Source organism: Uliginosibacterium paludis, assembly GCF_039631355.1.
Lineage (GTDB): Bacteria > Pseudomonadota > Gammaproteobacteria > Burkholderiales > Rhodocyclaceae > Uliginosibacterium > Uliginosibacterium paludis.
In genome coordinates this window covers 586,785-608,458 of the sequence record NZ_JBDIVF010000003.1, presented here as the reverse complement: position 1 = coordinate 608,458, position 21,674 = coordinate 586,785, and the positions used below count along the sequence as shown (strand labels likewise).

General features: G+C 60.6%; 27 protein-coding genes and 1 pseudogene. 7 read left to right on the top strand and 21 right to left on the bottom strand.

Features of this window, described 5'->3' with window-relative positions; genetic code table 11:
• The first annotated feature begins 12 nt into the window (after nucleotides 1–12).
• Nucleotides 13–321, top strand: coding sequence for a ferredoxin III, nif-specific (gene fdxB, locus ABDB87_RS11590; protein ID WP_345927116.1), 309 nt, complete (start codon nucleotides 13–15; stop codon nucleotides 319–321).
• Nucleotides 322–510: 189 nt separating this feature from the next.
• Here fdxB and ABDB87_RS11585 read toward each other — a convergent pair whose 3' ends face one another.
• From ABDB87_RS11585 to ABDB87_RS20560, 7 genes and pseudogenes are all read right to left on the bottom strand, one after another.
• A complete protein-coding gene (locus tag ABDB87_RS11585) occupies nucleotides 511–1,041 on the bottom strand; it encodes a GNAT family N-acetyltransferase (protein WP_345927114.1) in 531 nt (176 codons plus the stop codon).
• A gap of 283 nt (nucleotides 1,042–1,324) precedes the next feature.
• Nucleotides 1,325–1,954 carry a LysE family translocator gene (locus ABDB87_RS11580; RefSeq protein ID WP_345927113.1) on the bottom strand — a complete coding sequence of 210 codons (630 nt, stop codon included), beginning with the start codon at nucleotides 1,952–1,954 and terminating at the stop codon, nucleotides 1,325–1,327.
• A 90-nt stretch (nucleotides 1,955–2,044) separates the two neighbouring features.
• Nucleotides 2,045–2,311, bottom strand: coding sequence for a nucleotidyltransferase family protein (locus ABDB87_RS11575; RefSeq protein ID WP_345927111.1), 267 nt, complete (start codon nucleotides 2,309–2,311; stop codon nucleotides 2,045–2,047).
• Nucleotides 2,251–2,625, bottom strand: a complete 375-nt coding sequence (locus tag ABDB87_RS11570; RefSeq protein ID WP_345927110.1) for a nucleotidyltransferase family protein — start codon at nucleotides 2,623–2,625, stop codon at nucleotides 2,251–2,253. Before ABDB87_RS11570 ends, ABDB87_RS11575 begins: the two co-directional genes overlap by 61 nt.
• Before the next feature lie 26 nt (nucleotides 2,626–2,651).
• Nucleotides 2,652–3,272: a 3'-5' exonuclease gene (locus ABDB87_RS11565; protein ID WP_345927109.1), complete on the bottom strand. Its 621-nt coding sequence runs from the start codon at nucleotides 3,270–3,272 to the stop codon at nucleotides 2,652–2,654.
• A gap of 233 nt (nucleotides 3,273–3,505) precedes the next feature.
• Nucleotides 3,506–4,000, bottom strand: coding sequence for a methyl-accepting chemotaxis protein (locus ABDB87_RS20565; protein WP_428715123.1), 495 nt, complete (start codon nucleotides 3,998–4,000; stop codon nucleotides 3,506–3,508).
• A 372-nt stretch (nucleotides 4,001–4,372) separates the two neighbouring features.
• A pseudogene (locus ABDB87_RS20560) lies at nucleotides 4,373–5,515 on the bottom strand (FIST signal transduction protein); the annotation flags it as partial.
• Between the two features lie 388 nt (nucleotides 5,516–5,903).
• Here ABDB87_RS20560 and ABDB87_RS11555 point away from each other — a divergent pair.
• Nucleotides 5,904–6,257, top strand: coding sequence for a hypothetical protein (locus ABDB87_RS11555; RefSeq protein ID WP_345927106.1), 354 nt, complete (start codon nucleotides 5,904–5,906; stop codon nucleotides 6,255–6,257).
• A gap of 86 nt (nucleotides 6,258–6,343) precedes the next feature.
• Here the strand turns inward: ABDB87_RS11555 and ABDB87_RS11550 are convergent, their stop codons facing one another.
• From ABDB87_RS11550 to ABDB87_RS11505, 10 genes are all read right to left on the bottom strand, one after another.
• Entirely contained in the window at nucleotides 6,344–6,586 is a 243-nt protein-coding gene (locus ABDB87_RS11550; protein WP_345927104.1) for an FmdB family zinc ribbon protein, read from the bottom strand.
• Between the two features lie 20 nt (nucleotides 6,587–6,606).
• On the bottom strand, nucleotides 6,607–7,095 hold the full coding sequence (locus ABDB87_RS11545; RefSeq protein WP_345927102.1) for a hypothetical protein: 489 nt from the start codon (nucleotides 7,093–7,095) through the stop codon (nucleotides 6,607–6,609).
• Entirely contained in the window at nucleotides 7,092–7,415 is a 324-nt protein-coding gene (locus ABDB87_RS11540) for a (2Fe-2S) ferredoxin domain-containing protein (protein WP_345927100.1), read from the bottom strand. The genes ABDB87_RS11545 and ABDB87_RS11540 overlap by 4 nt, the downstream gene beginning before the upstream one ends.
• Nucleotides 7,416–7,433: 18 nt before the next feature.
• Nucleotides 7,434–7,889 (bottom strand): hypothetical protein, encoded by a 456-nt coding sequence (locus ABDB87_RS11535; RefSeq protein ID WP_345927098.1) that lies wholly within the window; start codon nucleotides 7,887–7,889, stop codon nucleotides 7,434–7,436.
• A gap of 5 nt (nucleotides 7,890–7,894) precedes the next feature.
• The gene (gene nifW / locus ABDB87_RS11530; RefSeq protein ID WP_345927097.1) at nucleotides 7,895–8,227 is read right to left on the bottom strand and encodes a nitrogenase stabilizing/protective protein NifW; all 333 of its coding nucleotides are present in this window, start codon (nucleotides 8,225–8,227) and stop codon (nucleotides 7,895–7,897) included.
• Nucleotides 8,220–9,035 carry a serine O-acetyltransferase gene (gene cysE / locus ABDB87_RS11525; RefSeq protein ID WP_345927095.1) on the bottom strand — a complete coding sequence of 272 codons (816 nt, stop codon included), beginning with the start codon at nucleotides 9,033–9,035 and terminating at the stop codon, nucleotides 8,220–8,222. Before cysE ends, nifW begins: the two co-directional genes overlap by 8 nt.
• Nucleotides 9,032–10,168: a homocitrate synthase gene (gene nifV, locus ABDB87_RS11520; RefSeq protein ID WP_345927094.1), complete on the bottom strand. Its 1,137-nt coding sequence runs from the start codon at nucleotides 10,166–10,168 to the stop codon at nucleotides 9,032–9,034. Before nifV ends, cysE begins: the two co-directional genes overlap by 4 nt.
• 214 nt (nucleotides 10,169–10,382) lie before the next feature.
• Entirely contained in the window at nucleotides 10,383–10,880 is a 498-nt protein-coding gene (locus ABDB87_RS11515) for an FMN-binding negative transcriptional regulator (RefSeq protein WP_345927092.1), read from the bottom strand.
• A gap of 192 nt (nucleotides 10,881–11,072) precedes the next feature.
• Entirely contained in the window at nucleotides 11,073–12,062 is a 990-nt protein-coding gene (locus ABDB87_RS11510; RefSeq protein WP_345927091.1) for a DNA-binding protein, read from the bottom strand.
• Between the two features lie 475 nt (nucleotides 12,063–12,537).
• Nucleotides 12,538–13,008 carry a hypothetical protein gene (locus ABDB87_RS11505; RefSeq protein WP_345927090.1) on the bottom strand — a complete coding sequence of 157 codons (471 nt, stop codon included), beginning with the start codon at nucleotides 13,006–13,008 and terminating at the stop codon, nucleotides 12,538–12,540.
• Between ABDB87_RS11505 and ABDB87_RS11500 the strand changes: the two genes are divergently transcribed.
• From ABDB87_RS11500 to ABDB87_RS11480, 5 genes are read left to right on the top strand one after another with little or no spacing between them, the layout of a single operon-like run.
• Nucleotides 12,998–14,305 carry a TolC family protein gene (locus tag ABDB87_RS11500; RefSeq protein ID WP_345927088.1) on the top strand — a complete coding sequence of 436 codons (1,308 nt, stop codon included), beginning with the start codon at nucleotides 12,998–13,000 and terminating at the stop codon, nucleotides 14,303–14,305. The genes ABDB87_RS11505 and ABDB87_RS11500 overlap by 11 nt on opposite strands.
• Nucleotides 14,306–14,316: 11 nt before the next feature.
• Entirely contained in the window at nucleotides 14,317–15,519 is a 1,203-nt protein-coding gene (locus ABDB87_RS11495; protein ID WP_345927086.1) for an efflux RND transporter periplasmic adaptor subunit, read from the top strand.
• Nucleotides 15,520–15,534: 15 nt separating this feature from the next.
• Entirely contained in the window at nucleotides 15,535–18,654 is a 3,120-nt protein-coding gene (locus tag ABDB87_RS11490; protein ID WP_345927083.1) for an efflux RND transporter permease subunit, read from the top strand.
• Nucleotides 18,654–18,992 (top strand): P-II family nitrogen regulator, encoded by a 339-nt coding sequence (locus ABDB87_RS11485; RefSeq protein WP_345927081.1) that lies wholly within the window; start codon nucleotides 18,654–18,656, stop codon nucleotides 18,990–18,992. Before ABDB87_RS11490 ends, ABDB87_RS11485 begins: the two co-directional genes overlap by 1 nt.
• A 14-nt stretch (nucleotides 18,993–19,006) precedes the next feature.
• Complete coding sequence (locus tag ABDB87_RS11480; protein WP_345927079.1) at nucleotides 19,007–19,390, top strand: hypothetical protein; 384 nt, start codon at nucleotides 19,007–19,009, stop codon at nucleotides 19,388–19,390.
• A gap of 139 nt (nucleotides 19,391–19,529) precedes the next feature.
• Here ABDB87_RS11480 and ABDB87_RS11475 read toward each other — a convergent pair whose 3' ends face one another.
• From ABDB87_RS11475 to lspA, 4 genes are read right to left on the bottom strand one after another with little or no spacing between them, the layout of a single operon-like run.
• Complete coding sequence (locus ABDB87_RS11475) at nucleotides 19,530–20,189, bottom strand: DsbA family protein (protein ID WP_345927077.1); 660 nt, start codon at nucleotides 20,187–20,189, stop codon at nucleotides 19,530–19,532.
• Nucleotides 20,186–20,635, bottom strand: coding sequence for a disulfide bond formation protein B (locus tag ABDB87_RS11470; protein ID WP_345927075.1), 450 nt, complete (start codon nucleotides 20,633–20,635; stop codon nucleotides 20,186–20,188). The genes ABDB87_RS11475 and ABDB87_RS11470 overlap by 4 nt, the downstream gene beginning before the upstream one ends.
• Nucleotides 20,632–21,105, bottom strand: a complete 474-nt coding sequence (locus ABDB87_RS11465) for a hypothetical protein (RefSeq protein ID WP_345927073.1) — start codon at nucleotides 21,103–21,105, stop codon at nucleotides 20,632–20,634. Before ABDB87_RS11465 ends, ABDB87_RS11470 begins: the two co-directional genes overlap by 4 nt.
• Complete coding sequence (lspA, locus tag ABDB87_RS11460) at nucleotides 21,102–21,674, bottom strand: signal peptidase II (RefSeq protein ID WP_345927071.1); 573 nt, start codon at nucleotides 21,672–21,674, stop codon at nucleotides 21,102–21,104. Before lspA ends, ABDB87_RS11465 begins: the two co-directional genes overlap by 4 nt.

Here is a 21,674-nt window from a genome sequence, read left to right as displayed (position 1 = left end):
GGGAGCCCTGTCATGAGTACCTATTCCATCACCTTGCCCAGCGGCGCGATCTGGACCCCGCATTTTGTTGCCGATCTCGATCAGGAGAAATGCATCGGCTGCGCCCGTTGCGTGAAGGTCTGCGCCAACAATGTACTGGCGCTGGCCGGCATGACCGAAGACGGCGACATCGTGCTGGTCGACCCCGAGAACGAGGACGACGATGACGAATTCGAGCGCAAGGTCATGACCATCGCCACCCAGGCCAACTGCATCGGCTGCCAGGCCTGCTCAAAGGTGTGCCCGAAGAAGTGCTACACCCACGCGCCGGCGGAGGTGTGAAGGGGGGGCGAGCTCGGCACCCAGGGAAGATTCAGCTTGCCCCCGCGAGGCGGGGCGCATGTGGCCAGACCGAATGGGCGATCGGAAACTGGATCCTTATGTCATACCCGCCTCGATTTCTCCATGCCTCTCACCCTTGATGCATTGAAGAAAGGTCTGTGAAAAGGCGGTCCCGCCTCGCTTCAAAAATCATTCCGCTCGATGGATGGGGCTGAGCGCCTGCGCATACGCCACTTCATTCAGCGGCATGCCGGTCAAGGCCGTTGTAGTGCGCTCGGCACCTGTGCGGACAAAACCGCAAGACTCGTACAGAGCCATAGCGGCCAGGTTGCCATGAAGGCACCAAAGCTCCACGCAGGATGCCTTGGCAGCGCTGGCCGAGTGAAGCATCTCCTGAACCAGTCGCTTGCCCACGCCCTTGCGCCAGTAGCGCGGATCAACATTCAGCGCCCATAGCTCAAGCGTGTCACGTGCAGCTTCGTACCTCGGACTGCCGGATATGGAAAACCCGACAAGCTTCTGGTCGCATTCCGCAACGGCAAGCACGAAGGGAGGCTTTGGTGACGCGAGAGCTTCCCGCAAGCCAGCGAGGTTTGCCTGCGGATCAAGGCTTGCCAGATACTCGGTAGGCATATGACCGCCATAAGCAGCTCGCCACGCGTTCACTCGAATATGGCCGATGGCTTCAGCGTCTGCTGGCACGGCAGGGCGGATATTCATGAGGTTTGCGTGGAGGTTATCTGAAGCGAAAAACCCGGGAATGAAAACCGAAAACTCGGCTGGCGTGCGGACGCTTTGGTTGGAATAGTCAAGCTTCCGGCGGCGCTACGATTTCGACTTTGATGCCATTTGGATCTTCGAAGTATAGAGCGTAGTGAGAAGAGCCTCCTGCGAACGGATGTCGGTCCTGGTATTTAAAAGTAGGGCTATTTGACTCACTCCAGCGTAAAGGGGGATCGCCCTTCATTCCTCTCGAAGAGTTTGTTAGCACCCAGGCTCACGGTTACCGAGCCTCGAAAATGAGCTTGATGCCCAATAAGGACATGATGGCCCCCGCGGTACGATCAAGCCACGCCTTGGAGGCGAGATAGCGCGCGCGCGGCGACGGTGCAGACAGCGCGACCGCGACCACGGAGTACCACGCGGTTTCGATGACAAAGATCATGATCGGCAGAACGATGAGTACAAGCGGCGGAGCCTCTACTGGCAGGAGCGATGCGAATACGCTTGCATACACGACAGCAGTCTTGGGGTTACTCACTTGAGTCGATAGGCCGAGTGCGAAGGAACGCCAAACGCGGGTTGGCTGGCCTTGCAGAGAAGTATCTCCAAGGACCAATGGCTGGTGAGCACTCCGCCAAATACGATATCCAAGGTAGAGCAGGTAAGCGCCACCGAGAACCTTCAGCGCGATATGGAGCAGAGGAACGGCTGCCAGCAGGGCCAGCAACCCAAGAAGCGCGGCGCTGGAAAAGAGAACGCCACCGGCCCCCATTCCAAGTGCAGCAGCAAGTCCGTCCCTCCGGGACAAGGCGAGAGAGGTTTGGGCAACCATGACGAAGCTCGGGCCGGGACTCATAGCCCCAAGAGCAAGCGCAAAGGCAATGCTCAGGATTGCGGTGAACAGTTCCATAGCGGTTCTCCTTTTGGCTGATGGGCGCTACTTGCTATAGCGATGAATTGTGCCGCATAACATCAGCGCGCGCTGAGCAGAGGGGCCTCATCACGGAACGATGCGAACGCGCGGCCAGCGCTCGGTGTAACGCTTCTGCCGGATCCGCTCGTGGCAGGTGTCGAGACTGACTCTGGCCGGGTTGCGGCGGATCATCATGCCGAACAGATCTTCAAGGCCATGGGGCGCGATGAGGCTCAGGCTGTCGTCCTTGGCAAGCGTGACGCCGAGTGCTGTTGCGTATTCCGGCCAGCAGGCTACCGCTTCGTGCAGCGAGCCGAGCGGATCGACGGCATGGCCGAACAGGCTTCGAACCACAGATGAACGCCGGCCTGATTGGTGACTTCCCAGGGGATGGCCGGCCGCCGCTCGCACAACTTGGCTTGCAGGGCAAGATCCTGCTCGCGGGAGAGATCGCTGGCATCGAAATGCACCACGTCCACATCGGAGAGGGCAGAGGGTTCAGCCTTGCCGTGCAGGGCATCCCAGACGAGATTCCGGATCGCACCAGCACCGATGCACCAGCTGCCGAGTTCCAGATCGCGAACCGTGACCAGGGCGTCCATGAACCAGGCGCTGGCTCGAAGCATTTCAAGAAGGCGATGTTCGAGCGGGTCGCGTACAAGGGGCATGCGCAAGCGGCGGACGTGCCCTGTCATCAGCGCGCCTTGCGGCGTGCGTCGGCCACAAAGGCGCCGAGTTTTCTGACCGGAATCTTCTGTGCATGCTCGAAGATTTCGAAGGGAGCGTCGGGGTAGGCGTGCTGCCGGCAGAACTCCTCGCGCAGACGGCCCAGCAACCCGGCTGTCATTTCGGCATCCGCCAGCGCACGGTGGAATCGCCCGCTCACAGGCAGGTGCAGATGGCGGATCAGGCTTTCGAGCCGGTGGCTGGGCGCATCGGGGAAGATGCGGCGCGAGAGCAGCAGCGAACAGGTGAAGCCCTGCTGCCGGGCAAGACCGATGCGGGCGAGTTCGGCATCCCAGAACTTCGAATCGAAGGCCGCGTTGTGCGCTACCAGTGGATAGTCGCCGACGAAATCGGCCACGGCTTCCATGACTGCATCGGCCGACGGAGCCTGCCGGATCATGGCATTGGTAATGCCGGTGAAGGCTTCGATATCGGTCGGAATGCGTACGCCGGCATTCATCAGGCTCTGGTAGCGATCCACGATGCAGCCGTTCTCGACGATCACCGCTGCGATCTCGGTGGCGCGTGCCCCGTGCGCAGGAGAGAGTCCAGTGGTTTCAAAGTCGATGACAGCGACAATGTCGGACATGCGGTGGCGAAAAGATCGAAGCGGAGCCGCCACTGTAGCGCTGCCGAGTGCCGGCTGTCAGCACGGGATTCCGGGTGATACCTCAAGCGGGGTCGCGAGAAAGTGCCCGGCGATGTGGAGGCCCTCACGCCGGGCGTCCAGATGATGCAAACGGCATGATCGTGATGGCCGCGCACAAGGCCCGGCGTTTCAACTGGCAGGCCGGGCGAGCGTGCGCGCGGATCGATCCGGCCTCAACCCTCGGTCATCTGCTTGAGCGTGTCGGCAATGGCGCGGGTCTGCTGGGCCGTACTGGAGGTGCCATCGGTGAGGTTCATGATTTCGCCGAGCATGCTCGAGATCGTGTTCACCTCTTTAGACTGATGCTCGATCTCGTTGGCCACGTTGCCGATGTTCGTGGCGAGCGTGGCGATATCCAGCCCGATCTCTCCCGCACTCTTGCGCGACTTTTCCGCAAGCTTGCGTACTTCGTCAGCCACCACCGCGAAGCCCCGGCCCATTTCACCGGCGCGCGCCGCCTCGATTGCCGCGTTGAGGGCAAGCAGGTTGGTCTGGTCCGCGATCTGCTGGATGACCTCGACGACCCCGCGGATCCGGCTGCTGGCGTCGGCCAGCCGGCGCGCATTGCCAGCGGCCTGCTCGGCCCCCTGACGGAGGGTGTTGGTGGTGTCGCCCGCGCTATGCGCCAGTCGTTCCTGGTCGCTCACATGTTGGCCAAGATCCTGCATCGATGCGTAGAGTTCCTGGACACAGGCCTCGACCCGGCGCGACATGTCGCTGCGCTGCTGCTGCGCGGCCTGCAGGATGTGTCCGAGCTGGTTGAGGTCGCCCGCCACCGTCACCATGTCACCATCGAAGAGTTCGGCGTCGAGCTGGATCGAATAGTCCTGCTGCTTGTAGTTGTTGATCAGCTGGCCCATCAGGCGCGAAAGCCCGGAGAGCTTGCCGATCTGGCGCCGCATGAAGAAGGCCTTGAACTCGCTGTAGTGGATGACGAAGTTGTCGACATAGTCGTCACGGAAGCTTTCGCCCTTGCGCAGCTTGAAAAAGAAAATCGCGGTCAGTGTCTGGTTGAGATTCAGCCCGAGGATTTCACCGAAGGTCGAGAATCCCGCCGTCTGCGCTCCACCCAGCACGGACTGCATTTCCGGCAGCTCTCGGGTGTTGCACAGGCGGCGCAGAATGCAGTCGTTCAGGATCGCTGCTGCCGGCGTAGCGGGTTTTCCCTGGAGGAACTTCTGCAGATCCCGGCGTGTGGAGTCGACCAGGCTCGTCCGCTTGACCAGCAGGAGCTCTTCGCCCGGGGCCACGTCACAGTAGAAGTTCATCCGGCGTTGCTCGACATCGATGCTGTGAACGGAGCGGACAAACAGCTCCTTGCCGACGCGAATGGCAAATGAATAATCCGCAAGGCGATCGAGCAGTTGCTGCGGTTCGCAATGCAGCGCTTCGCAGAGCGAATCGACGAGAGAGACCACGCGGCCGTCTTTCGCAAGCACATTGCTGATGGTGCGCTGCTCGACCGAGGCGTGGATCACATGAAAACTCAGGTTGGCAGGCTCGAAGTTCTGGCTCTTGAACACGCCGAAGCGGGCATCCGGTGCCATCTTGAGGAAGGCAATCACTGCATGGTTCTGCAGCGCGTTACGGCCGTCATGCAGCCAGGTGGCCTTGAAGTCGAGCTTGCCGCCTGCCGAGCCGCCCACGAAGAGGCAGGGAAAGCAGCCGGACTCATAGAGTGCTTCCATGAAAAAGGATTCGGAGGAGGAGAGCCCGTCAAACATCACATAGGCAAAGGTGTCGCGATAGTCGATCGGAATCGTCACCTGCTGTCTGCGCAGCGACTCCGCGATCCGTGCGACACGCTCGCGCACGCCGGTCTCGATGCTGCCGCGGCGCAGGTCCTCGCATCCGAGCGGGATCGCGAAGACTTCCGCGCGCTCGATCAGCGAATCGTCAAAGCAATGCAGCACGATATGGTCCCGCGCCCCCTCGGTCGGACAATACAGGTTCGGCCCCGTGCCGCAGAGCTCACCAGCGGTCGAGCACAGCAGCACGGGCAGGGTTCCGTGCGCCGCCTGAATGGCACGCGCGGCAGCGTTGATATCGAGATCGGGAGACACATAGCCCGAGATGAAGCTCGGGCGGCCGGGCAGTGACGCGAGTTGCGTACTCACCTGACTGAGCGTGCCGGCAAGCACGGTGGCACCCAGGGTTTCCTGACGCGATCGAAGCAGTTTCATGACGGGCCTTTCCTGTTTCGGGCAAGCGCCCGGGCTGCCACCGCAGAGGGGGCAGGCAGCGCGAGCGGGCGATTCCCATGATTTCCGTGGGGCGGGAAACGGCATTTCTCCGGACGGGCTGAAGCCCTTACAGCCTTCTGGCCGGATTGGGAGTTTCCGCAATGGCTGACCTGCGCGCTCCAAAGTTGGAGGAGCGGAGGTTGGCCAATCGGCCGGCACGGAGCGAACGCCGCAACTGCAGCAAAAAAGAACACGCCCCCAAAGGAACTCCGGGCGCAATCCGTTATCACATTCATACCGGCGCTGCTCGCCAGGGTCGCAAGGCCGCGGCGGATCCAGTCCGGTGTGAGGGTGTATCAACCGAACTGAAGTGAGTCCAGGAGGTTATATGAAAGTAGAAATCAGCATCGATACCCGCGCAGCAGACCGCAACGGCGTGATCGCCAGCCTTGCCGCCGAGGTGGAAAACGGACTCAGGCATTACCGGACCCGGCTGACCCGGGTCGAAGTACACATGCGTGACGTGAATGGCCCGCGCTCGGGCAACGATCACCGCTGCGCAATGGAAGCGCGGCCTGCCGGCCTGCCGCCGCTCGCGGTGACGCATGAAGCGGCCAACACCGCTGACGCGCTCAAGGGGGCGATCAGCAAGATGAATCATCTCCTGGCCTCGACCTTCGGCAAGAAGGATCAGATCGAACGCGTTCCCGCGGCCAGCGTAGCCCCCGCAGCGGCCGATTAAGCAGGTCCGGTGCAAGCCGCCTCGCGGTGCTGCACCACACGCCATGCCCCAGAGGACTGCCCGGCACTTGCCGGGCAGACACGCCTTCAGGTCTTGAGCAGTTTTTTCTGCTCGGAGGCCGAAAAATTGCTGAAGTGTCCTTCCCGTGCGGCCCGCGCACGGGCGCGTGCGATGATGCCTTTCGACTTGCCGGGCGGCGAAGGCACGGCCATCTGCTTGCTCATTTGCGTGCTGCCACATCGTGGGCAGAGCGGTGTCGCGTCGCTGCTGCGCACAAGCAGTTCGCTGGTAGTGTGGCAATCGGCGCAGAGAAAATCATAGAGCGGCATTGCAAGCTCCTTCAGGTCAGTCAGCGGGCGTTGTCGGAACCCTGAAGCAGGGCTGCGATCACTTCACCGCCCAGCCCCTGGTCAGGATCCAGCTCACGCAGTTTTTCAACGAGCTCGCGCGAAGCGTCGGCGCGGTGCGAGCGCAGGTAGATGAAGGCGAGCGCCTTGAGGCTGAAGAGCCAGAAGCGCGCCGGCCCGGGTGCGGCAAAGTCGGCATCTCCGGCTGCGACCGCGCGCCAGTCATCCCTGAGCGCCGCCTGGCGCGCCGCGACGCTGACACCCTTGAGTGCCGCCCGCTCGGCTTGCTCGTACTGGCGCAGTCGGGCGTGGAACTTGTAGAGCAGGTAGTAGATCGGCAGGCACTCGGGCGCGCTGACTTGCGCCGTCCAAAGCAGGGATTCCATTTCATGCGGTGCTGCGGTGCGCGCCTGGTCAAGCAGGCGACGCACCAGCGGCGGCACCTCGCCACCGAAAAAGGCATCCGAGGATTCGCCGGTGAAAAGATTCACCACACGCCCTCCGGGGTGAGCAGACGACTGACCGGCGTGCCCCCCAGCAGATGCGAATCGAATATCTCGCCTACATCCGCGGTGGTGACATTGCTGTACATCACGCCTTCGGGATAAACCACGACGTTGGTCCCGCGATCGCAGGGGCCCAGGCAACCGGAATAGGTGACGGCTACCTTGTCCCAGCAGTTGCGACTCTGCAGTTCGCCCCAGAAGGCCTGGAGCACTTCTCCGCCCCCCTTGTGCTGGCAGGCTCCGCGCGGATGGCCGGCGGGGCGGTTCTGGGAGCAGACGAAGACGTGTCGGGCGGGCTTGCTCATGATGTTCTCTCTGTGTTTTCAGGTGGTCAAACGTAGGATCCAGTGTTCCAGTGCGCTGATGTGGCCTGCCCGCTCGCGCTCGAAGCCGGAAGCACAGCTGCGCAGGCCGGCATCCTTCGCACTCGCGCCGATGCTGGCGTAGTAGCCGTGATTGCGGCGAACCAGGGCCAGCGCGCAAGACACCGCACAATGCACGCCAAGCAGCGCCGAATATCCCGTTCGCATCTGCCGCGCCGGCCCGGCCAGCAGGCATTCGCTGACCGGCGTCGGCTTGAAGGTCGCATGCTTCCGTTCGATGCCGTCGGCCAGGGCTTCGGTAACATCGAGCTGTGCGGTTTCGACCAGACTCTGGAAGAAGGCCTCGAGCTCATCGTCGCCGGCGTCCAGCGCCACCTGTGCCAGCCGCTTGCAGTGCGCGGCCGTTTCCTCTTCCAGCACGATCATGTTGGCGAGGAAACGGCGGGTTTCCTTCATGGCGATCAGGCGGCCGAGGGCAGGGTGGCGCGCAGGCTGTCGAGCGAGACGCTCTGCTTGCCGTCCGTATCCTGGAAGACCTTGAAGACCTTTTCCTGGGCGGGTGTGGAGCTCACGAAATCGTCATAGGCCTGAACCAGCAGCTGGCGATAGCGGGCATAGAGCGCACCGTTGGCAAGCCGGGTGATTTCCTCGTCGCGGCGCAGGTACTGATAGAAGCGCTTGAGAATGTGCAGACGGCTGACGTTGATGACATTCTGGTCAAACGGAATCTGGAAAAACTCGAGGAAGTCTTCGGCGGACGAGAGCTTCGCGAGTCTCTGGGTCAGTTCATCCATGTCGTACTCCTTGCTTTGGCGCTTTCAGGCTGCCCTCGAAGGCAGGTTGGGAACAGGTGTCATCGCAGTCGCGACACACGCCCTGATCGGGGAGCGGGTCGCCCTTGAGTCTTTGCACTTCGCGCTCAAGATCGCCGATCCGCTCGAGCAGACAGGCAATCGCCTTGCCGACCGGGTCGGGGATCTGGTGATGGTCGAGATCGATGCCGCCGGGGGCTACACGGCGCTGCTCGCGCGGCGTGACGGCTCGCCCGGGAATGCCGACAACCGTGACACCATCCTGCACGTCGTCAATGACAACGGAATTGGCAGCCACCCGAACGCGATTGCCGAGGGTGATCGCGCCAAGGATCTTGGCGCCGGCGCCGACGACGACGCCGTCGCCCAGCGTCGGGTGGCGTTTGCCTGCCCGCCAGGTAGTGCCGCCGAGTGTCACGCCGTGGTAGAGCGTGACGTCTTCCCCGATCACCGCGGTCTCGCCGATCACGACACAGGCGCCGTGATCGATGAAGAAGCGCCGGCCGATGGTGGCGCCCGGATGAATGTCGATGTTGGTCATCATCCGGCTGATGAAGGAGAGCAGGCGGGGCAGGTAGCGCAGGCCCTTCTTCCACAAGGCATGGGCAAGGCGATGAGCAACGAGCGCCTGGATGCCCGGGTAGATGGTCAGCAACTCCAGCGTGCTGCGCGCAGCCGGGTCACGCTGGAAGACACAGGCCACATCCTCGCGCAGCATGGCGATCAGGCCCGGGGCCGGCAAGGCCTCGGCCAGGCTTTCGCGGATCAGCGCGGTCTCGGATTTCATCATGCCTCCCGTACCGTGCGGGACGCTTCCATGAAGAAGCGGGTCAGTTCGATCGAGCCCGGCTCGGTCTTGGTCTGCATCGCATAGTCGCGAATGCGTTCAACGATCTGCGCGGCCTGCAGCAGGGTGGGCTTGAGCCCCAGCCGTTCGCAGGCTGCCATGACGGCATGCGAGCCCGAGTGCTTGCCGAGCACCAGTCGATGCGAACGCCCCAGCTCGACGGGATCGAAGCCCTGATAGTTGCGCTGGTCTTTCAGCAAGCCATCAACATGGATACCGGATTCATGACTGAAGACCGCGTCCCCCACGATGCTCTTGTTCGCCGCCACCGGTCGGCAGGACGCCTTGGCCACCAGCCGTGAAATCGGCAGCAGGGCCTGCGTGTCGACGCCCGGTTCGATGCCGTGGATGTGGCGCAGAGCCATCACCACCTCTTCAAGCGGCGCGTTGCCGGCGCGCTCGCCAAGGCCGTTGACGGTGGTGTTGGCATGGGTGGCACCGGCACGAAAGGCGGCCAGGGTGTTCGCCGTGGCAAGCCCGAGATCATCATGAGCATGAATCTCGATCTCGATGTCCGAGTGGCGGCGCAGGCGGCTGATGGTTTCAAAGGTGCTGAACGGGTCGAGTATGCCGAGGGTGTCGGCAAAGCGGATGCGTCGTGCGCCGGCAGCCTGCGCAGCTTCGGCGACCCGGCAGAGAAAGTCGGTGTCAGCACGGGAAGCGTCTTCCATGCCGACGCTGACTTCCATGCCACCCTCAAGCGCCATGCCGACATGCGGCGCAATCTGGGCGAGCACCCAGTCACGGCTGCGCCGGAGCTTGGCCTCGATGTGGATATCGGAAACGGGAATCGAGAGGTGGGCGATGTCTGCCCGGCAGCGCAGTGCCGCCCGGACATCGCTTTCCACCATGCGGCCCCAGACCATCGTGCGGGCGCGGATGCCTCCCTGCGTGATCGCGTTGATCGCTTCGATTTCCGCCAGTCCCATTGCGGGAATGCCGATCTCGAGCTCCGGAACGCCTGCTTCCGACAGCGCACGGGCAATGGCGCATTTTTCGGCAGCCGTGAACGCCACGCCAGCCGTTTGCTCTCCGTCGCGCAGTGTCGTGTCGTTGATCGTGAATGCTGGATTCATGGCGAAACTCCTTCCCGGAAGGAGCTTCGCAAGGACCATGCCTGAGAGTCTTTCGATTGTTAATCAATGACTTGCCGCGTTCTCCGGGAACACCTTGAGCGACACGGAACAGACCAGGCTGTGTGCAATGTGACTTTTGTCGCCTTCGACTGTTCAGTCCCGGGGTCTCCGCTCACAAGGGAGGGGCCGCATCAGCGGGGCGACACGCTCGACTTCATCGGGCCGGACGCTGGGCCGCAGCACGCTCGACCACGTCGGCGACTTCGTCGTTGTGATGCGGATCGTTCGCGTCGCGCAAACCGCGGATGACGCCCGCGCGGTCCTCGTCCTGCCTGTTCTGGCTCATCTTGAACTTGCCGTCGATGCGCCCGATCGGAATCTCGATCCCCACGATCGCCCTGAGCTGAGCTTCGAGAAAGTCGGGCGGCAGATCTTCAATCGACCATGGCTGCGGCCGGATCTGCTCGTGATGGCGGCTCAGATCCGCGAGCTGACGGGCGAGCCAAGCCGCGTCTTCCCGCACGCATGGTCGCCCCCTGATCTGCACACTGGCGTAGTTCCAGGTCGGCACTGCACGCGGATCCCGGGCCTTGCCGGGATACCAGCCGGGCGTCACATAGTTTTCCGGCCCCTGAAACACAACCAGGCATTCCTCGATACCGGACAGATCCCTCCAATGCGTGTTGGCCCGTGCCAGATGGGCCCGCAACACGCCGTATTGGGGTGTGACCGGGATGAAGCAAAAATTAGGACTTTCAGCTCGTAACTAATTGTTTTAACTGTTGTTATTTGTAACTGGGGCATGACCGGGATAAAGCCGGAATTCCACCACACACAACCCTAAGTGTCTGATTTATTGGATGTGGTTTGGCTGTTAGTCACGCATATGAACTCTCATGCAACCTCACGACTCTCTCTTGAATTGCTGTAACTCGGCCAATTGCGTGCGCAACCCGGCAAGTAAAGTGTCCTGTCCGTCTCGAATGGCCAGAAGCTGAGCTCGCTCGATGTCCAGCTGCCGCAATTGCTCATCACGCTGTCCCAGCGCCTCGTGAAGCTGTTGCTTGGCAGTAGCGGCCTGGTCAGCGCGCTCCGTCAGCGTGGCTACGGCATGTTCACGCTCTGAAATAGCCCGACGAAGTTCGTCCGTTAGCTTCTCAGCTCGATGCAACTGGCTTTCTGCCTGATGCAGAGATTTTGTGGCTGCGGCCAGTTCGGCTGTGGTTTTGGCTAGTTCGCCGTAGAGCTTTGTGATTTCGCCCTGCTTCGCTGACAGTGATTGATTGCTCGCCCGAAGTTCAGCCTGAAGTTGCTGAACCTGTTGTTCGTGGCGCCGCTGATCCTGATCGCGCTGCTCTTTGATGGATTCCCGGTAGTGTTCCAGGGCTGTGCGAGCGTGCAGATGCTTTTCTTCAAGTGACTGCCGGTGCGCTTCGTTGTCGCACAAGCGCTCTGCCATGTCTTGGACTTGCTGCGTCAGCCTTTCGCCCTCCATGCGTGCGGTAATCAATAGCTGGCCAGACTTCGAGTGGGCTTCGCGTTCATCAGCAAGTAACTGGACGGTTTCCGTCAATTGAGCCTTGGTGGCGCCAAGTTCTTGCTGGAGTTTTTCTATCTCGCTCGCTTGTTGCTGACGCTGACCATCCCATGTTGCACGAGCCTCGGCGACACGAGCATCCGCTTCCTCGTTCAGCCGTGCTGACAGCCTTCCCACGAGATCTTGCAGGGCTTCGCTGATCGCGATTCCTCCTCCGACGCCGCCCCCTTCCTCCTCTTCCAGCTCCTTCAGATATCGATGAATGGTGGTTTTGGAGCCCGTTCCTAGCTCAGCCCGTACCGCATCGATTGAGGGGTATTTCCCTTGAACGATCAGTGCGTCACGCGCTTTCTTCACCTCTGACTTGTATAGCCCGCTTCTCGCCATTGCACTGATCCCCTGCTGTTTATTTCATACTTGATACGTACCATGCTAGTACATACTATTTATAAGTCAAGACGGGCCTAAGTTGCGGGAAATCATGAAGCACGATAATAGGGAGTTATCACGCGTTAAGGCATGAATTGTTGGATCTAAAACACTTCTCGGTACACATTGCTAGGGGTTCAGCTTCGCGGCCAACCGCATATTGGGCGCACATGGATGGTTGCGCTTGACAACAGGAAATCGCCTGCTGTGCGCCATTTTAGGGCGCTGTCTCTACCGAGCATTGAGCGACCAGCGCTAGTTCAATGACCTTCATTACTCCGTCAAAAAGCCCTTGACTCTGTAGCAACTTCAGGTTGTTAAATGTGCCCGTGCAATCGATTTGCAACATTGATTTGCTCAAAATCTGGATTGAATTCGACCTTGCCGTGATTAGATCTCATCACTAGACTGCCGCCTGATGCGTAGCTTGCTTTTCATTTTTCTCTTGGTTTGCCTGCCATTCCAGTCCACCTGGGCGATGGCGAGTAGCTATTGCAAACATGAAACTGGCAAGACGGCCAATCATCTGGGCCATCATTCGCATCAGCATCGTTCGGTAGACAGCAAGTTTCCGGATGGCTCGTCTCCAGGCGTGAAGCACCAAGACTGCGAAGCCTGTCACGCTCAATTGACCGACCTGCTGATCTCTGAATTGTCTCAGCATGCCGGCATGCAACTCTTCTTTGTCAGCAGCTCCTCTCCGCCTGATCCGCAATCCGTCCTTCATGCAGGACCAGAGAAGCCCAATTGGTACGCCGTCGGCTAGTCCGGCGGCTGCCCTGTATTCTTTCCTGTAGTTTCTGACACGGCACACTCCGCCGGACATTACCTCGCTTGATTTTTCAATATGCAAGGAATGTTCGATGCGACTCATTTTGTCTTGCGCACTGGCAACAGGCGCACTATTCGTCACGCCCGTATTGGCTCAATCGCCAGTCATACCGGCCGATACCTCATCAGCGGGAAGCCTGGCTCCCGATACCCTTACCGTTCGCCTGACCGAGTCCCAAGCTTGGGAATTGGCAGAAAAGGCCAACCCGGCTTTGCGCAGCAAGCGTGCCTTGCTGGACGCGGCGCAGGGAGAGCGAAGCGATGCCGGGGCATGGCTCTACAACAATCCCACGCTATCGCTGGAGCGCTCCAAGCGGCAGGTTCCGTCAGCTGAGTCACCCGCAGACCGGCAGAAGGAATGGGCGGCAAGCCTCTCCCAGACTTTCGAAATCGCAGGTCAGGGTACTCATCGCCGTGATGCAGCCGAAGCGGCCCTGAATGCCTTGCAGGCTGAGATTGACGAGGCTCAACGCCAGACGCGTACCGAGGTTTCACAACGTTTCTTCAAGGTACTGGCCTTGCAGCAGCGGCTGGACATCGAAACGCAGGCCTTGCGTCTGTTCGAGAGCACCGCCAATGCCATGCAAAAACGCCGGGCGGCAGGAGAGGACACACGTCTGGATGCCAACGTGGCACTGGTCGAGGCTGAACGCGCGCGCAATCAACTGGCGCAAGTGCGGGAAGAGCTTTCTGGCGCACGCGATGAACTGGCCGCCAGTCTGCAATTGCCAGCAGGCAGCGCGCCGGAGGCGCAGGGAGCGTTCGTCCTGAAAGCCATGCCCTTCACGCTGGCCCATCTCTTGGAGCAACTGCCGTCGCAACCGCGTTTGCGAGCACTCGCGGCGCGCACGGAAAGCGCAACAGCCCGTTTGAAGCTCCAGCGCGCCAGTGTGTATCCCGACCTGACCGTTGGCCTAGGCGTCGCACGTGAGGGCGCAGTGGATGCGCGCGAGAAAGTCACCACGCTTTCCGTCTCGCTTCCTTTGCCGCTGTTCCGGCGCAACGCCAGTGGCATCGGTCAGGCATCCAGCGAGCTGAGCCAAGCGCAGATCGAGCAGCAGGCTGCTGTTCGCGACAGTGCTGCGCAGGTGCGTGCGCTCTGGACAAAGCTTCAAAGCGTGGAGGCTCGCGTCAAACGCCTGCAGGGCACGGTGCTGCCTGCGCTGGAAAGCAATCAGGCACTCGCGGGCAAATCGCAACGGGCGGGTGAAATCGGCCTGCTCGAAATGATTGTCGTCACCCGCCAAACCCTTGATGCGCGCCGCGATCTGCTGGACGCGCAATCCGACTACATCACGACCCGTACCGCGCTGGAACAAGCTGCGGGCGTGCAGCCATGAGGCGTTTCACCATGAAAAACATCAAACCCCAATCTCCCCAGTCCCTGCTCACGACTTCCGCTCTGGTGCGCTGCTTGGTTCTTGGCGCATGTGTGCTAACGCTGAGCGCCTGCAACAAGAACGAAGCCGTAGCAGACAAAGCCGGCACTGAAGCCTCCGCCGAGCATCAGGAAGGCGGACTCAAGCTTTCCGATGACGAGGCCAAACGCGCGGGGCTGCGTATTGCCACGATCCAGCCGGAGGATTTGGCTGAAACCCTCACCGTGACTGCGACGATCCGACCCAATCAGGATCGCATCGCCCGCGTGGCGCCCCGCGTTGAAGGTCGGCTGGTCAGCGTAGCGGCCAGTCTGGGACAGCAGGTCAGCGCCGGCCAGACGCTGGCAACACTCGATAGCATCGCCTTGGGCGAAGCACAGACAGCCTGGATGCAGGCACAGAGTTCGCACCGCGTAGCGCAAGCCGATTTCAAGCGTGCCGAAGCCCTGAACGCGGACGAAATCATTTCGCAAAAGGACTTCCTGCGTGCGAAGGCTGAGTTTGAAAAAGCATCGGCAGACTTGCGCGCGGCTGAGGGCAAGTTGCGTCTGCTCGGCGCGGCACCCAAGCCCGGGGATGCAAACGCAGCGTCGGTCTTCCCGATAGTTGCGCCGTTTAGCGGCACGATCATCGAGAAAAAAGCTACACAAGGAGAGCTGGCAACGCCCAGCGATGCGCTGTTTATGGTGGCCGACCTTTCGAAGCTGTGGATCGAGGCCAACCTGACCGAAGCGATGTTGGCCAAGGTACGTACAGGCAACAAGGCGAGCGTGAGCGTGACGGCGTATCCGGGCGAAAAGTTTCAGGGCCAGGTGACCTATATCGCCAGCGTGCTCGACAAGGAAACCCGTACGGTTCAGGCTCGCATCGAAATCCTGAACAAGGATGGCCGCCTGAAGCCCGAAATGTTTGCCACCGCGATGATTGAAACCGGCGCCAAGTCCGGCCAGGCCCTCATCGTGCCAGACGAAGCCATCGTGCTGCTGCAAGGGCAGCCGACGGTATTCGTGTCCGAGCATGGGGGTTTCGAGCCCAAGGCTGTCGAGCCGGGCCAGAAGCTGGGTGGACGCAGCGTCATCAAATCGGGGCTGGTCGCAGGTGATTCAGTCGTGGTGGCCGGTAGTTATGAACTCAAAGCACGCATGCTCAAGTCGCAAATTGGCGACGCACATTGAGAAGGGATCACAAACATGCTCAATGTAATTGTTGATGCGGCCCTGCGCTATAAAGTGCTGGTCATCGTGGCGTTTGCCGTACTGGTGGGGCTTGGCGTTCAAGCGTTCCGTCAGGTGCCGGTGGATGCCTTTCCGGATGTCACGCCGATTCAGGTGAACATCTATACCGAATCGCCCGGCCTCGCGGCGGAAGATGTCGAGAAACTGCTGACGACGCCCATCGAAGGGGCTATGGCAGGCCTGCCGGACGTGGAAGAAGTACGCTCCGTCTCGCTCTTCGGCTTGTCGTATGTCGGCGTTTATTTCAAGGACAAGGTCGACATCTACTTCGCACGCCGTCTGGTCGGCGAGAAGTTGCAGGAGGCCAAGGAACGCTTGCCGCAAGGCTACGGCGAACCGGTACTCGGCCCCAATAGCTCGGGGCTCGGGCAGGTCTTCTGGTACACCGTCGAGTCTGCGGACAAGAAACTGTCGGCCATGGATTTACGCACATTGCATGACTGGACGGTGCGCTTGATCTTGCGCACCGCACCCGGTGTCGATGATGTGATCTCCTGGGGCGGGGAAGAAAAACAGTATCAGGTGCAGATCGACCCGCGTCGTCTCATCAAGTACAGCCTGTCTTTCAAGCAGGTCATGGAGGCGCTGACAGCCAACAATCGTCAGGTCGGGGGTCAGTACATCGATGTGGGGGCCGAGCAGTATCTCGTGCGTGGCCTGGGACTGGTCAGCAACACACAGGACATCGGCAGTATCGTGGTGGCCGAGCGTGAAGGGTCTCCAATCTACGTGCGCGATGTGGCCGACGTGAAGGAAGCGCCCGCCCTGCGTTTCGGCGCGGTCACGCGCGATGGCAAGGAAGCGGTGCTGGGCATGGCGCTTGCGCGGGTCAATGAGAACGCGCAGAACGTGGTCGATGCCGTCAAGGCCAAGCTCGCCACGGCACAAGCGGCGCTGCCCAAGGGCGTGACGCTCAAGCCGATCTACGACCGCACGGACATTGTGCAGAAAGCGCTCAAGACCGCTGAAAGTGCGCTGTTGGAAGGCGCACTGCTGGTGGCCCTGATCCTGTTCCTGTTCCTCGGCGAGATCCGTTCCGCCATCGTAGTGATCGTCACCTTGCCGCTGGCCATGCTGATTGCCTTCCTGCTGATGGATCAGTTCGGTTTGTCAGCCAATCTCATGTCGCTGGCCGGGCTCGCCATCGGCACCGGGATGATGGTAGATGGCGCAGTGGTGATGGTCGAAAACGCCTTCCGGCTGTTGTCGCACGCCCGCGAGAGTGGCAAGCCGATCAACAGGACGCATGTGATCCTGCAAGCCGCACGCGAGGTAGCGAACCCCATCGCTTTTGCCATCCTCATCATCATCGTGGTGTTCCTGCCGCTGTTCTCGCTCACGGGGCTGGAAGGCAAGTTGTTCAAACCGATGGCGCTGACCATTACCTTCGCCATGGCCGGCTCCTTGCTGCTCTCGCTGACCCTGGTGCCAGTGCTGGCGGCCCTGATCCTCAAGCCCAAGGAAGAGCGCGACACCTTCCTTGTCCGGCATGCCAAGCGGATTTATCTGCCCTTGCTGGACTGGGCACTGGCACGCAAGAAACGGGTCGTCGGCTCGGCTGTCGCACTGCTGATAGGGGCTTTGGCGCTGTTCCCGCTGCTGGGCAAGGAGTTCATGCCGCAGTTGCAGGAGGGCGCGATCATGTTCCGCATCACGGGCATTCCTTCGACTTCGCTGGCCCAATCCATTCGTGTCTCGCACGAAGCGGAAACCGCCTTGCGCGCGAAATTCCCGCAGGTCAATTCCGTGCTGTCCACCATCGGGCGTGCCGAACGCGGCGAAACGGCGGACGTGAACTACATGGAAGTGCTGCTGGACATGAAGCCGCAATCCGAGTGGCCGGAGAAAATCTCCTACGCCAAGCTCTCCGGTGAAATGCAGGAGGTGCTGGAACAGGCTGTGCCAACAGCCGTGTTCGGGGCCACCCAGCCGATCCAGATGCGTGTCGAAGAGTTGATTTCCGGCGTGCGCGCCACGCTGGCCTTGAAACTCTACGGCGAAGATCTCGCCACGCTGGATCGATTCTCCGGCCAGATCAAGGGTGTGCTCGACAAGGTGCCAGGTGTGGCCGATCTGTCGGCAGAGGCGAACAAGGGCAAACCGCAGCTCATCATCAAGGTGGATCGCGAAGCCGCAGCACGCTACGGCATCAATGCCGACGAGATTCTGGAGGTCGTACAGGCCGGCATTGGTGGCAGTGCGGTATCCACGCTGATCGACGGCACACGGCGATTCGATATCGCGGTGCGTCTGGCCGAAGGCTATCGCGCCAGCCCGGATGCGATTGCCGCCATCCCGTTGCGCACCAGTTCCGGAGTATTGGTGCCCTTCTCGCAGGTCGCGAAAATCGAGACGGATGAAGGCTACTCCTTCGTGCGTCGCGAGCAGTTGCAACGTTATGCCGTCTTGCAGATGGATGTGAAGGGGCGCGACGTGGATGGCTTCGTCAAGGATGCCAACGCCGCGTTGAGCCAAAGCGTGCAATTGCCACCCGGCTACTGGGTGGAATGGGGCGGAGCCTTCGAGAACCAGCAACGCGCAATGGCCCGGCTGGGGCTGATCGTGCCGCTGACCATAGGGCTGATCTTCATCCTGCTCTACACCGCCTTCAACTCCGTGCGGCATGCCACGCTGATCATCGCCAACGTGCCCTTCGCCATCATCGGCGGCATCGTCGCGCTGTTCATCAGCGGGCAATACCTGTCGGTGCCATCAGCCATCGGTTTCATCGCAGTGTTTGGCGTGGCGATGCTCAACGGCATCGTGATGGTGTCCTTCCTCAATGACCTGCGAAGGCAAGGTTTGAGCATCCGCGATGCGGTACGCCAAGGCGCAGCGTTGCGCCTGCGCCCCGTATTGATGACGGCCTCGGTCGCCATTCTGGGCCTGGTGCCGATGCTGATCTCGACCGGAGTGGGCGCTGAAACGCAGCGCCCGCTTGCGACCGTCGTCGTCGGCGGCCTCATCACCTCTACCTTGCTGACGCTGTTGTTGTTGCCACTTATGTATGAGTGGGCTGAAACCCGCGCCGCACGCAAATCCGCATTTGAAAACCACCCGGAAGGAGAAGAGTAATGAAGGAGATCAAGGCCTATGTGCATGCCAACCGCGTAGCGGCGGTCATTCAGGCACTGAAGGAGTCCGAGGCGTTCGGCGGCGACGATGGCGCCTGCCGCCACAACCTCACTGCCTACGTTGTGAAGGGCTCGCTGCTGGCGCTGGACGCCAGCGAGCGCCACTACTCGATGGCGCTGGGGGAGGAAGTCATCAACGAATACAAGCTCGAAATGCTGTGCGAAGACGAGCACGCTGATGCACTCGTCACTGTTATCCGGCAAGCCGCTCACACAGGCAGTCGGCAGGCCGGCTGGATTTATGTCGTGGATATCGCTTCGGCGGTGCGTATTGATTGAATAGGAGAATGAACATGAAACCCCGTAACTCGACCTTAGGCCTCATCGCAGCTTTGTCACTCGCACTGCTCAGTGCGTGCTCCATCGCTCCCTACGAGGGCAAATACCGCCACGAAGACGGCTGGCGCAAGGCGCGCGTTCAGGCGGTCGGCTCACTTGAGCGACTGGAAAGCACATACGGCTATACCTGCCCCCAGGCCGATAAGGCGGACAAGAAGACGCCGGTTGCTGTCGTGAATTATCAAGGGAGCGGTCGGCAGCGCACTCAGCTCATGCTGTTGTCGGACAAAACCGATCAGAAGGAGAAAACCGACAAGGCCGACTTCAAGGTGGATGATCTCGTGTACGCAAATATCAAGCAGTGTGCCGAGCCCATGATTCGGCGTGTAGCGGAGTAATTTGTGCAGAGCTGAGGAAGTGTCGGGCGTGGCGTCATTCAATCTCGCCACGCCCAGTTTCACAACCTGCAGGCTCTGCTTGCGTGCAGGGCCTTTGATGCAGGCGACAGCCCTGAGTGCTGTCGTCCTGTATCGATCATTACGGGTAACTTGCAGCAATTTCTTCGCGCAGCTGGAAGCTCAAGCCATCCTGGCCAAAGTTACGCAGAGGTTTACCGTTGATGAAAAAAGTGGGCGTCTGGCGCACTTTGAGCGCTACGATATCCGCAGTGTCCTGCTGCAACCTTGCAGCAATTTCCGGGCGTTCCATATCCCGCCGCGCACGTTCGATATCAAGGCCGGTGCTTGCGAGTGCATCCCACACCTTTTGCGGCTGCGGGCGTCCATGTTCCGCCCACATCGGCTGCGCGCTGAGCGTTGCTTCCAGTGTCTTCAGGTAGATCTCCTGGCCTTGCAGACGCGCAGCCTCAAGTAGCTTTACGACGTAGTCAGAACCTTCGTGAAAAGCCGCATAGCGCAGGGTCAGCCGGACTTTGCCGGAGTGTTCGCCAAGCAGACGCTTCACATGCGGATAGAAGGCCCGGCAGGCTTCGCAGGCCGGATCGAAGAATTCGGTGATTTCAACCTTTGCGTCAGGATTGCCCATCGAAGGAGTGCCCACGCGTTTGAATGGCGAATCGACCGACTGCGCTGCCGTGGTCACTTCAGCGTTCTGCCGGGCCGTGTAGAAGTAGGCGCCGGCGACAAATGCGGCGATCAGGGTCGCAGCTGCGCCGATGACGATGAGAGAGCGTTTCATTGTTTGATGCCTTTCCGCACTGCCCACAGCAGCGCAATGATGAGAGTGAAAGCGAGAAGGGACAGCAGGGGAATGGTGACGAAGCTGAACAGTTCCAGCTTCACGTCGGCGCACGACAGACCTTGTGTGCAGGGCTGCAAACTCTTTGGGATGAAGCCCATGTAGAGCAGGCAGTGATAAAGCGCGAAGCCCCAGCCTGTGACGGCGAGCGGCAAGGCATAGCGCACGCTGCGTGGATCAAATGGCAACAGGCCGGCACCGAGAACAAAAACCAGCGGGAACATGAAGATGCGTTGATACCAGCACAACACACAGGGTGTGCGCTGCATGACTTCGCTGAAAAACAGCGCGCCCAGGGTTGCCACGCTGGCCATCAGCCAGGCGGCAAACAGCAGGTTCCAGCGAAAGGGTCTGGAGATGGGTTCCATCTCATCGGCAGTGCTCATGACTGCTCCATTTTGTTCAGGAAGGCGCGCTCGGCAATCGCGTTGGACGACAGCGCTTCCATGGCGTGCTTGATATCTTCAGAGAGTGGCAGACCGAGGCCGTGCTCGATCAGCTCAACTAACCGCGCATGGTTGCGCAGCATCGCGCGCACGTAGCTTTGTTCGTTATCCGGTGCAATGGCCAGCTGACGTACCGGCGGGACTTGCTCGGGGATACGTTTGCCTAATTGCTGCAGGCGCGAACGACTTTTCTTGAGCTCTTTGTCTGCAAACTTCCGCAGTGCCGGGCTGCGCCCCTGAAACTGCTCCGAAGTGGTGATGGCATGCTGCAAGGTCAGCGCGACGGCCTTGATCAGATCAGCTTCCGCACGCAAGGACACCGGCTCCTCCAGCACGTCGCGTGCTGCGCTCAGTGGCATGCTGGTCAGCAGGCAGAGGCTGACGAAAAGCCAGGAAAGATGTCTGCTCATGCAGGCCTCCCGTCACGCGCTTGTGCAGACCGGCTCTGGCGCCAGAGACCCAGCAACATCAACAGCACACCGATGTTGATCGCAATGTCGGCAAAGTTGAACGCGGGCCAGTGCATGCCTTGCCAGTGAAAATCGAGGAAGTCCGTCACCGCGCCACGCAAGACACGATCCACCACATTGCCCAGCGCTCCGCCAATGATCATGGCGTAGGCGAAACATTCCGTGCGACTCGTCTTGCTTTGCCGGATCTCACGCGCCATCCAGACGCTCACTGCGATGCCCAGCACCGAAAACGCATAGCGTTGCCAGCCTCCTGCATCGGCAAGGAAGCTGAACGCTGCACCGGGGTTGAGCACGTGTACGAGATTGAAAAAGCTGGTCAGCGGAATGCGCTCGGCCAGCATCAGACTGGATGCGATCAAAGCCTTGCTGAGCTGATCGGCAAGCAATACCAAGCCCGCCAAGGCAAACCACGGCCATGTCGTGCGCGGCACGGCTGGATTGTGCGCAGTACGTGCTCTGTGTATCGCAGCAGCCAAGGCCTGCGACAAATTCTCTATACGATTCAT

What these genes read in the sequence shown, in the direction of transcription:
- ABDB87_RS11585 (WP_345927114.1), bottom strand. Translation starts at nt 1,041, where the DNA reads ATGAATATCCGCCCTGCCGTGCCAGCAGACGCTGAAGCCATCGGCCAT.
- ABDB87_RS11555 (WP_345927106.1), top strand. Translation starts at nt 5,904, where the DNA reads ATGAAAGTAGAAATCAGCATCGATACCCGCGCAGCAGACCGCAACGGC.
- ABDB87_RS11565 (WP_345927109.1), bottom strand. Translation starts at nt 3,272, where the DNA reads ATGTCCGACATTGTCGCTGTCATCGACTTTGAAACCACTGGACTCTCT.
- ABDB87_RS20565 (WP_428715123.1), bottom strand. Translation starts at nt 4,000, where the DNA reads ATGCAGGATCTTGGCCAACATGTGAGCGACCAGGAACGACTGGCGCAT.
- ABDB87_RS11480 (WP_345927079.1), top strand. Translation starts at nt 19,007, where the DNA reads ATGAAACCCCGTAACTCGACCTTAGGCCTCATCGCAGCTTTGTCACTC.
- ABDB87_RS11475 (WP_345927077.1), bottom strand. Translation starts at nt 20,189, where the DNA reads ATGAAACGCTCTCTCATCGTCATCGGCGCAGCTGCGACCCTGATCGCC.
- ABDB87_RS11570 (WP_345927110.1), bottom strand. Translation starts at nt 2,625, where the DNA reads ATGCCCCTTGTACGCGACCCGCTCGAACATCGCCTTCTTGAAATGCTT.
- ABDB87_RS11485 (WP_345927081.1), top strand. Translation starts at nt 18,654, where the DNA reads ATGAAGGAGATCAAGGCCTATGTGCATGCCAACCGCGTAGCGGCGGTC.
- ABDB87_RS11465 (WP_345927073.1), bottom strand. Translation starts at nt 21,105, where the DNA reads ATGAGCAGACATCTTTCCTGGCTTTTCGTCAGCCTCTGCCTGCTGACC.
- nifW (WP_345927097.1), bottom strand. Translation starts at nt 8,227, where the DNA reads ATGGATGAACTGACCCAGAGACTCGCGAAGCTCTCGTCCGCCGAAGAC.
- ABDB87_RS11470 (WP_345927075.1), bottom strand. Translation starts at nt 20,635, where the DNA reads ATGAGCACTGCCGATGAGATGGAACCCATCTCCAGACCCTTTCGCTGG.
- cysE (WP_345927095.1), bottom strand. Translation starts at nt 9,035, where the DNA reads ATGATGAAATCCGAGACCGCGCTGATCCGCGAAAGCCTGGCCGAGGCC.
- nifV (WP_345927094.1), bottom strand. Translation starts at nt 10,168, where the DNA reads ATGAATCCAGCATTCACGATCAACGACACGACACTGCGCGACGGAGAG.
- ABDB87_RS11500 (WP_345927088.1), top strand. Translation starts at nt 12,998, where the DNA reads ATGCGACTCATTTTGTCTTGCGCACTGGCAACAGGCGCACTATTCGTC.
- lspA (WP_345927071.1), bottom strand. Translation starts at nt 21,674, where the DNA reads ATGAATCGTATAGAGAATTTGTCGCAGGCCTTGGCTGCTGCGATACAC.
- ABDB87_RS11535 (WP_345927098.1), bottom strand. Translation starts at nt 7,889, where the DNA reads ATGAAGGAAACCCGCCGTTTCCTCGCCAACATGATCGTGCTGGAAGAG.
- ABDB87_RS11490 (WP_345927083.1), top strand. Translation starts at nt 15,535, where the DNA reads ATGCTCAATGTAATTGTTGATGCGGCCCTGCGCTATAAAGTGCTGGTC.
- ABDB87_RS11580 (WP_345927113.1), bottom strand. Translation starts at nt 1,954, where the DNA reads ATGGAACTGTTCACCGCAATCCTGAGCATTGCCTTTGCGCTTGCTCTT.
- ABDB87_RS11495 (WP_345927086.1), top strand. Translation starts at nt 14,317, where the DNA reads ATGAAAAACATCAAACCCCAATCTCCCCAGTCCCTGCTCACGACTTCC.
- fdxB (WP_345927116.1), top strand. Translation starts at nt 13, where the DNA reads ATGAGTACCTATTCCATCACCTTGCCCAGCGGCGCGATCTGGACCCCG.
- ABDB87_RS11505 (WP_345927090.1), bottom strand. Translation starts at nt 13,008, where the DNA reads ATGAGTCGCATCGAACATTCCTTGCATATTGAAAAATCAAGCGAGGTA.
- ABDB87_RS11550 (WP_345927104.1), bottom strand. Translation starts at nt 6,586, where the DNA reads ATGCCGCTCTATGATTTTCTCTGCGCCGATTGCCACACTACCAGCGAA.
- ABDB87_RS11540 (WP_345927100.1), bottom strand. Translation starts at nt 7,415, where the DNA reads ATGAGCAAGCCCGCCCGACACGTCTTCGTCTGCTCCCAGAACCGCCCC.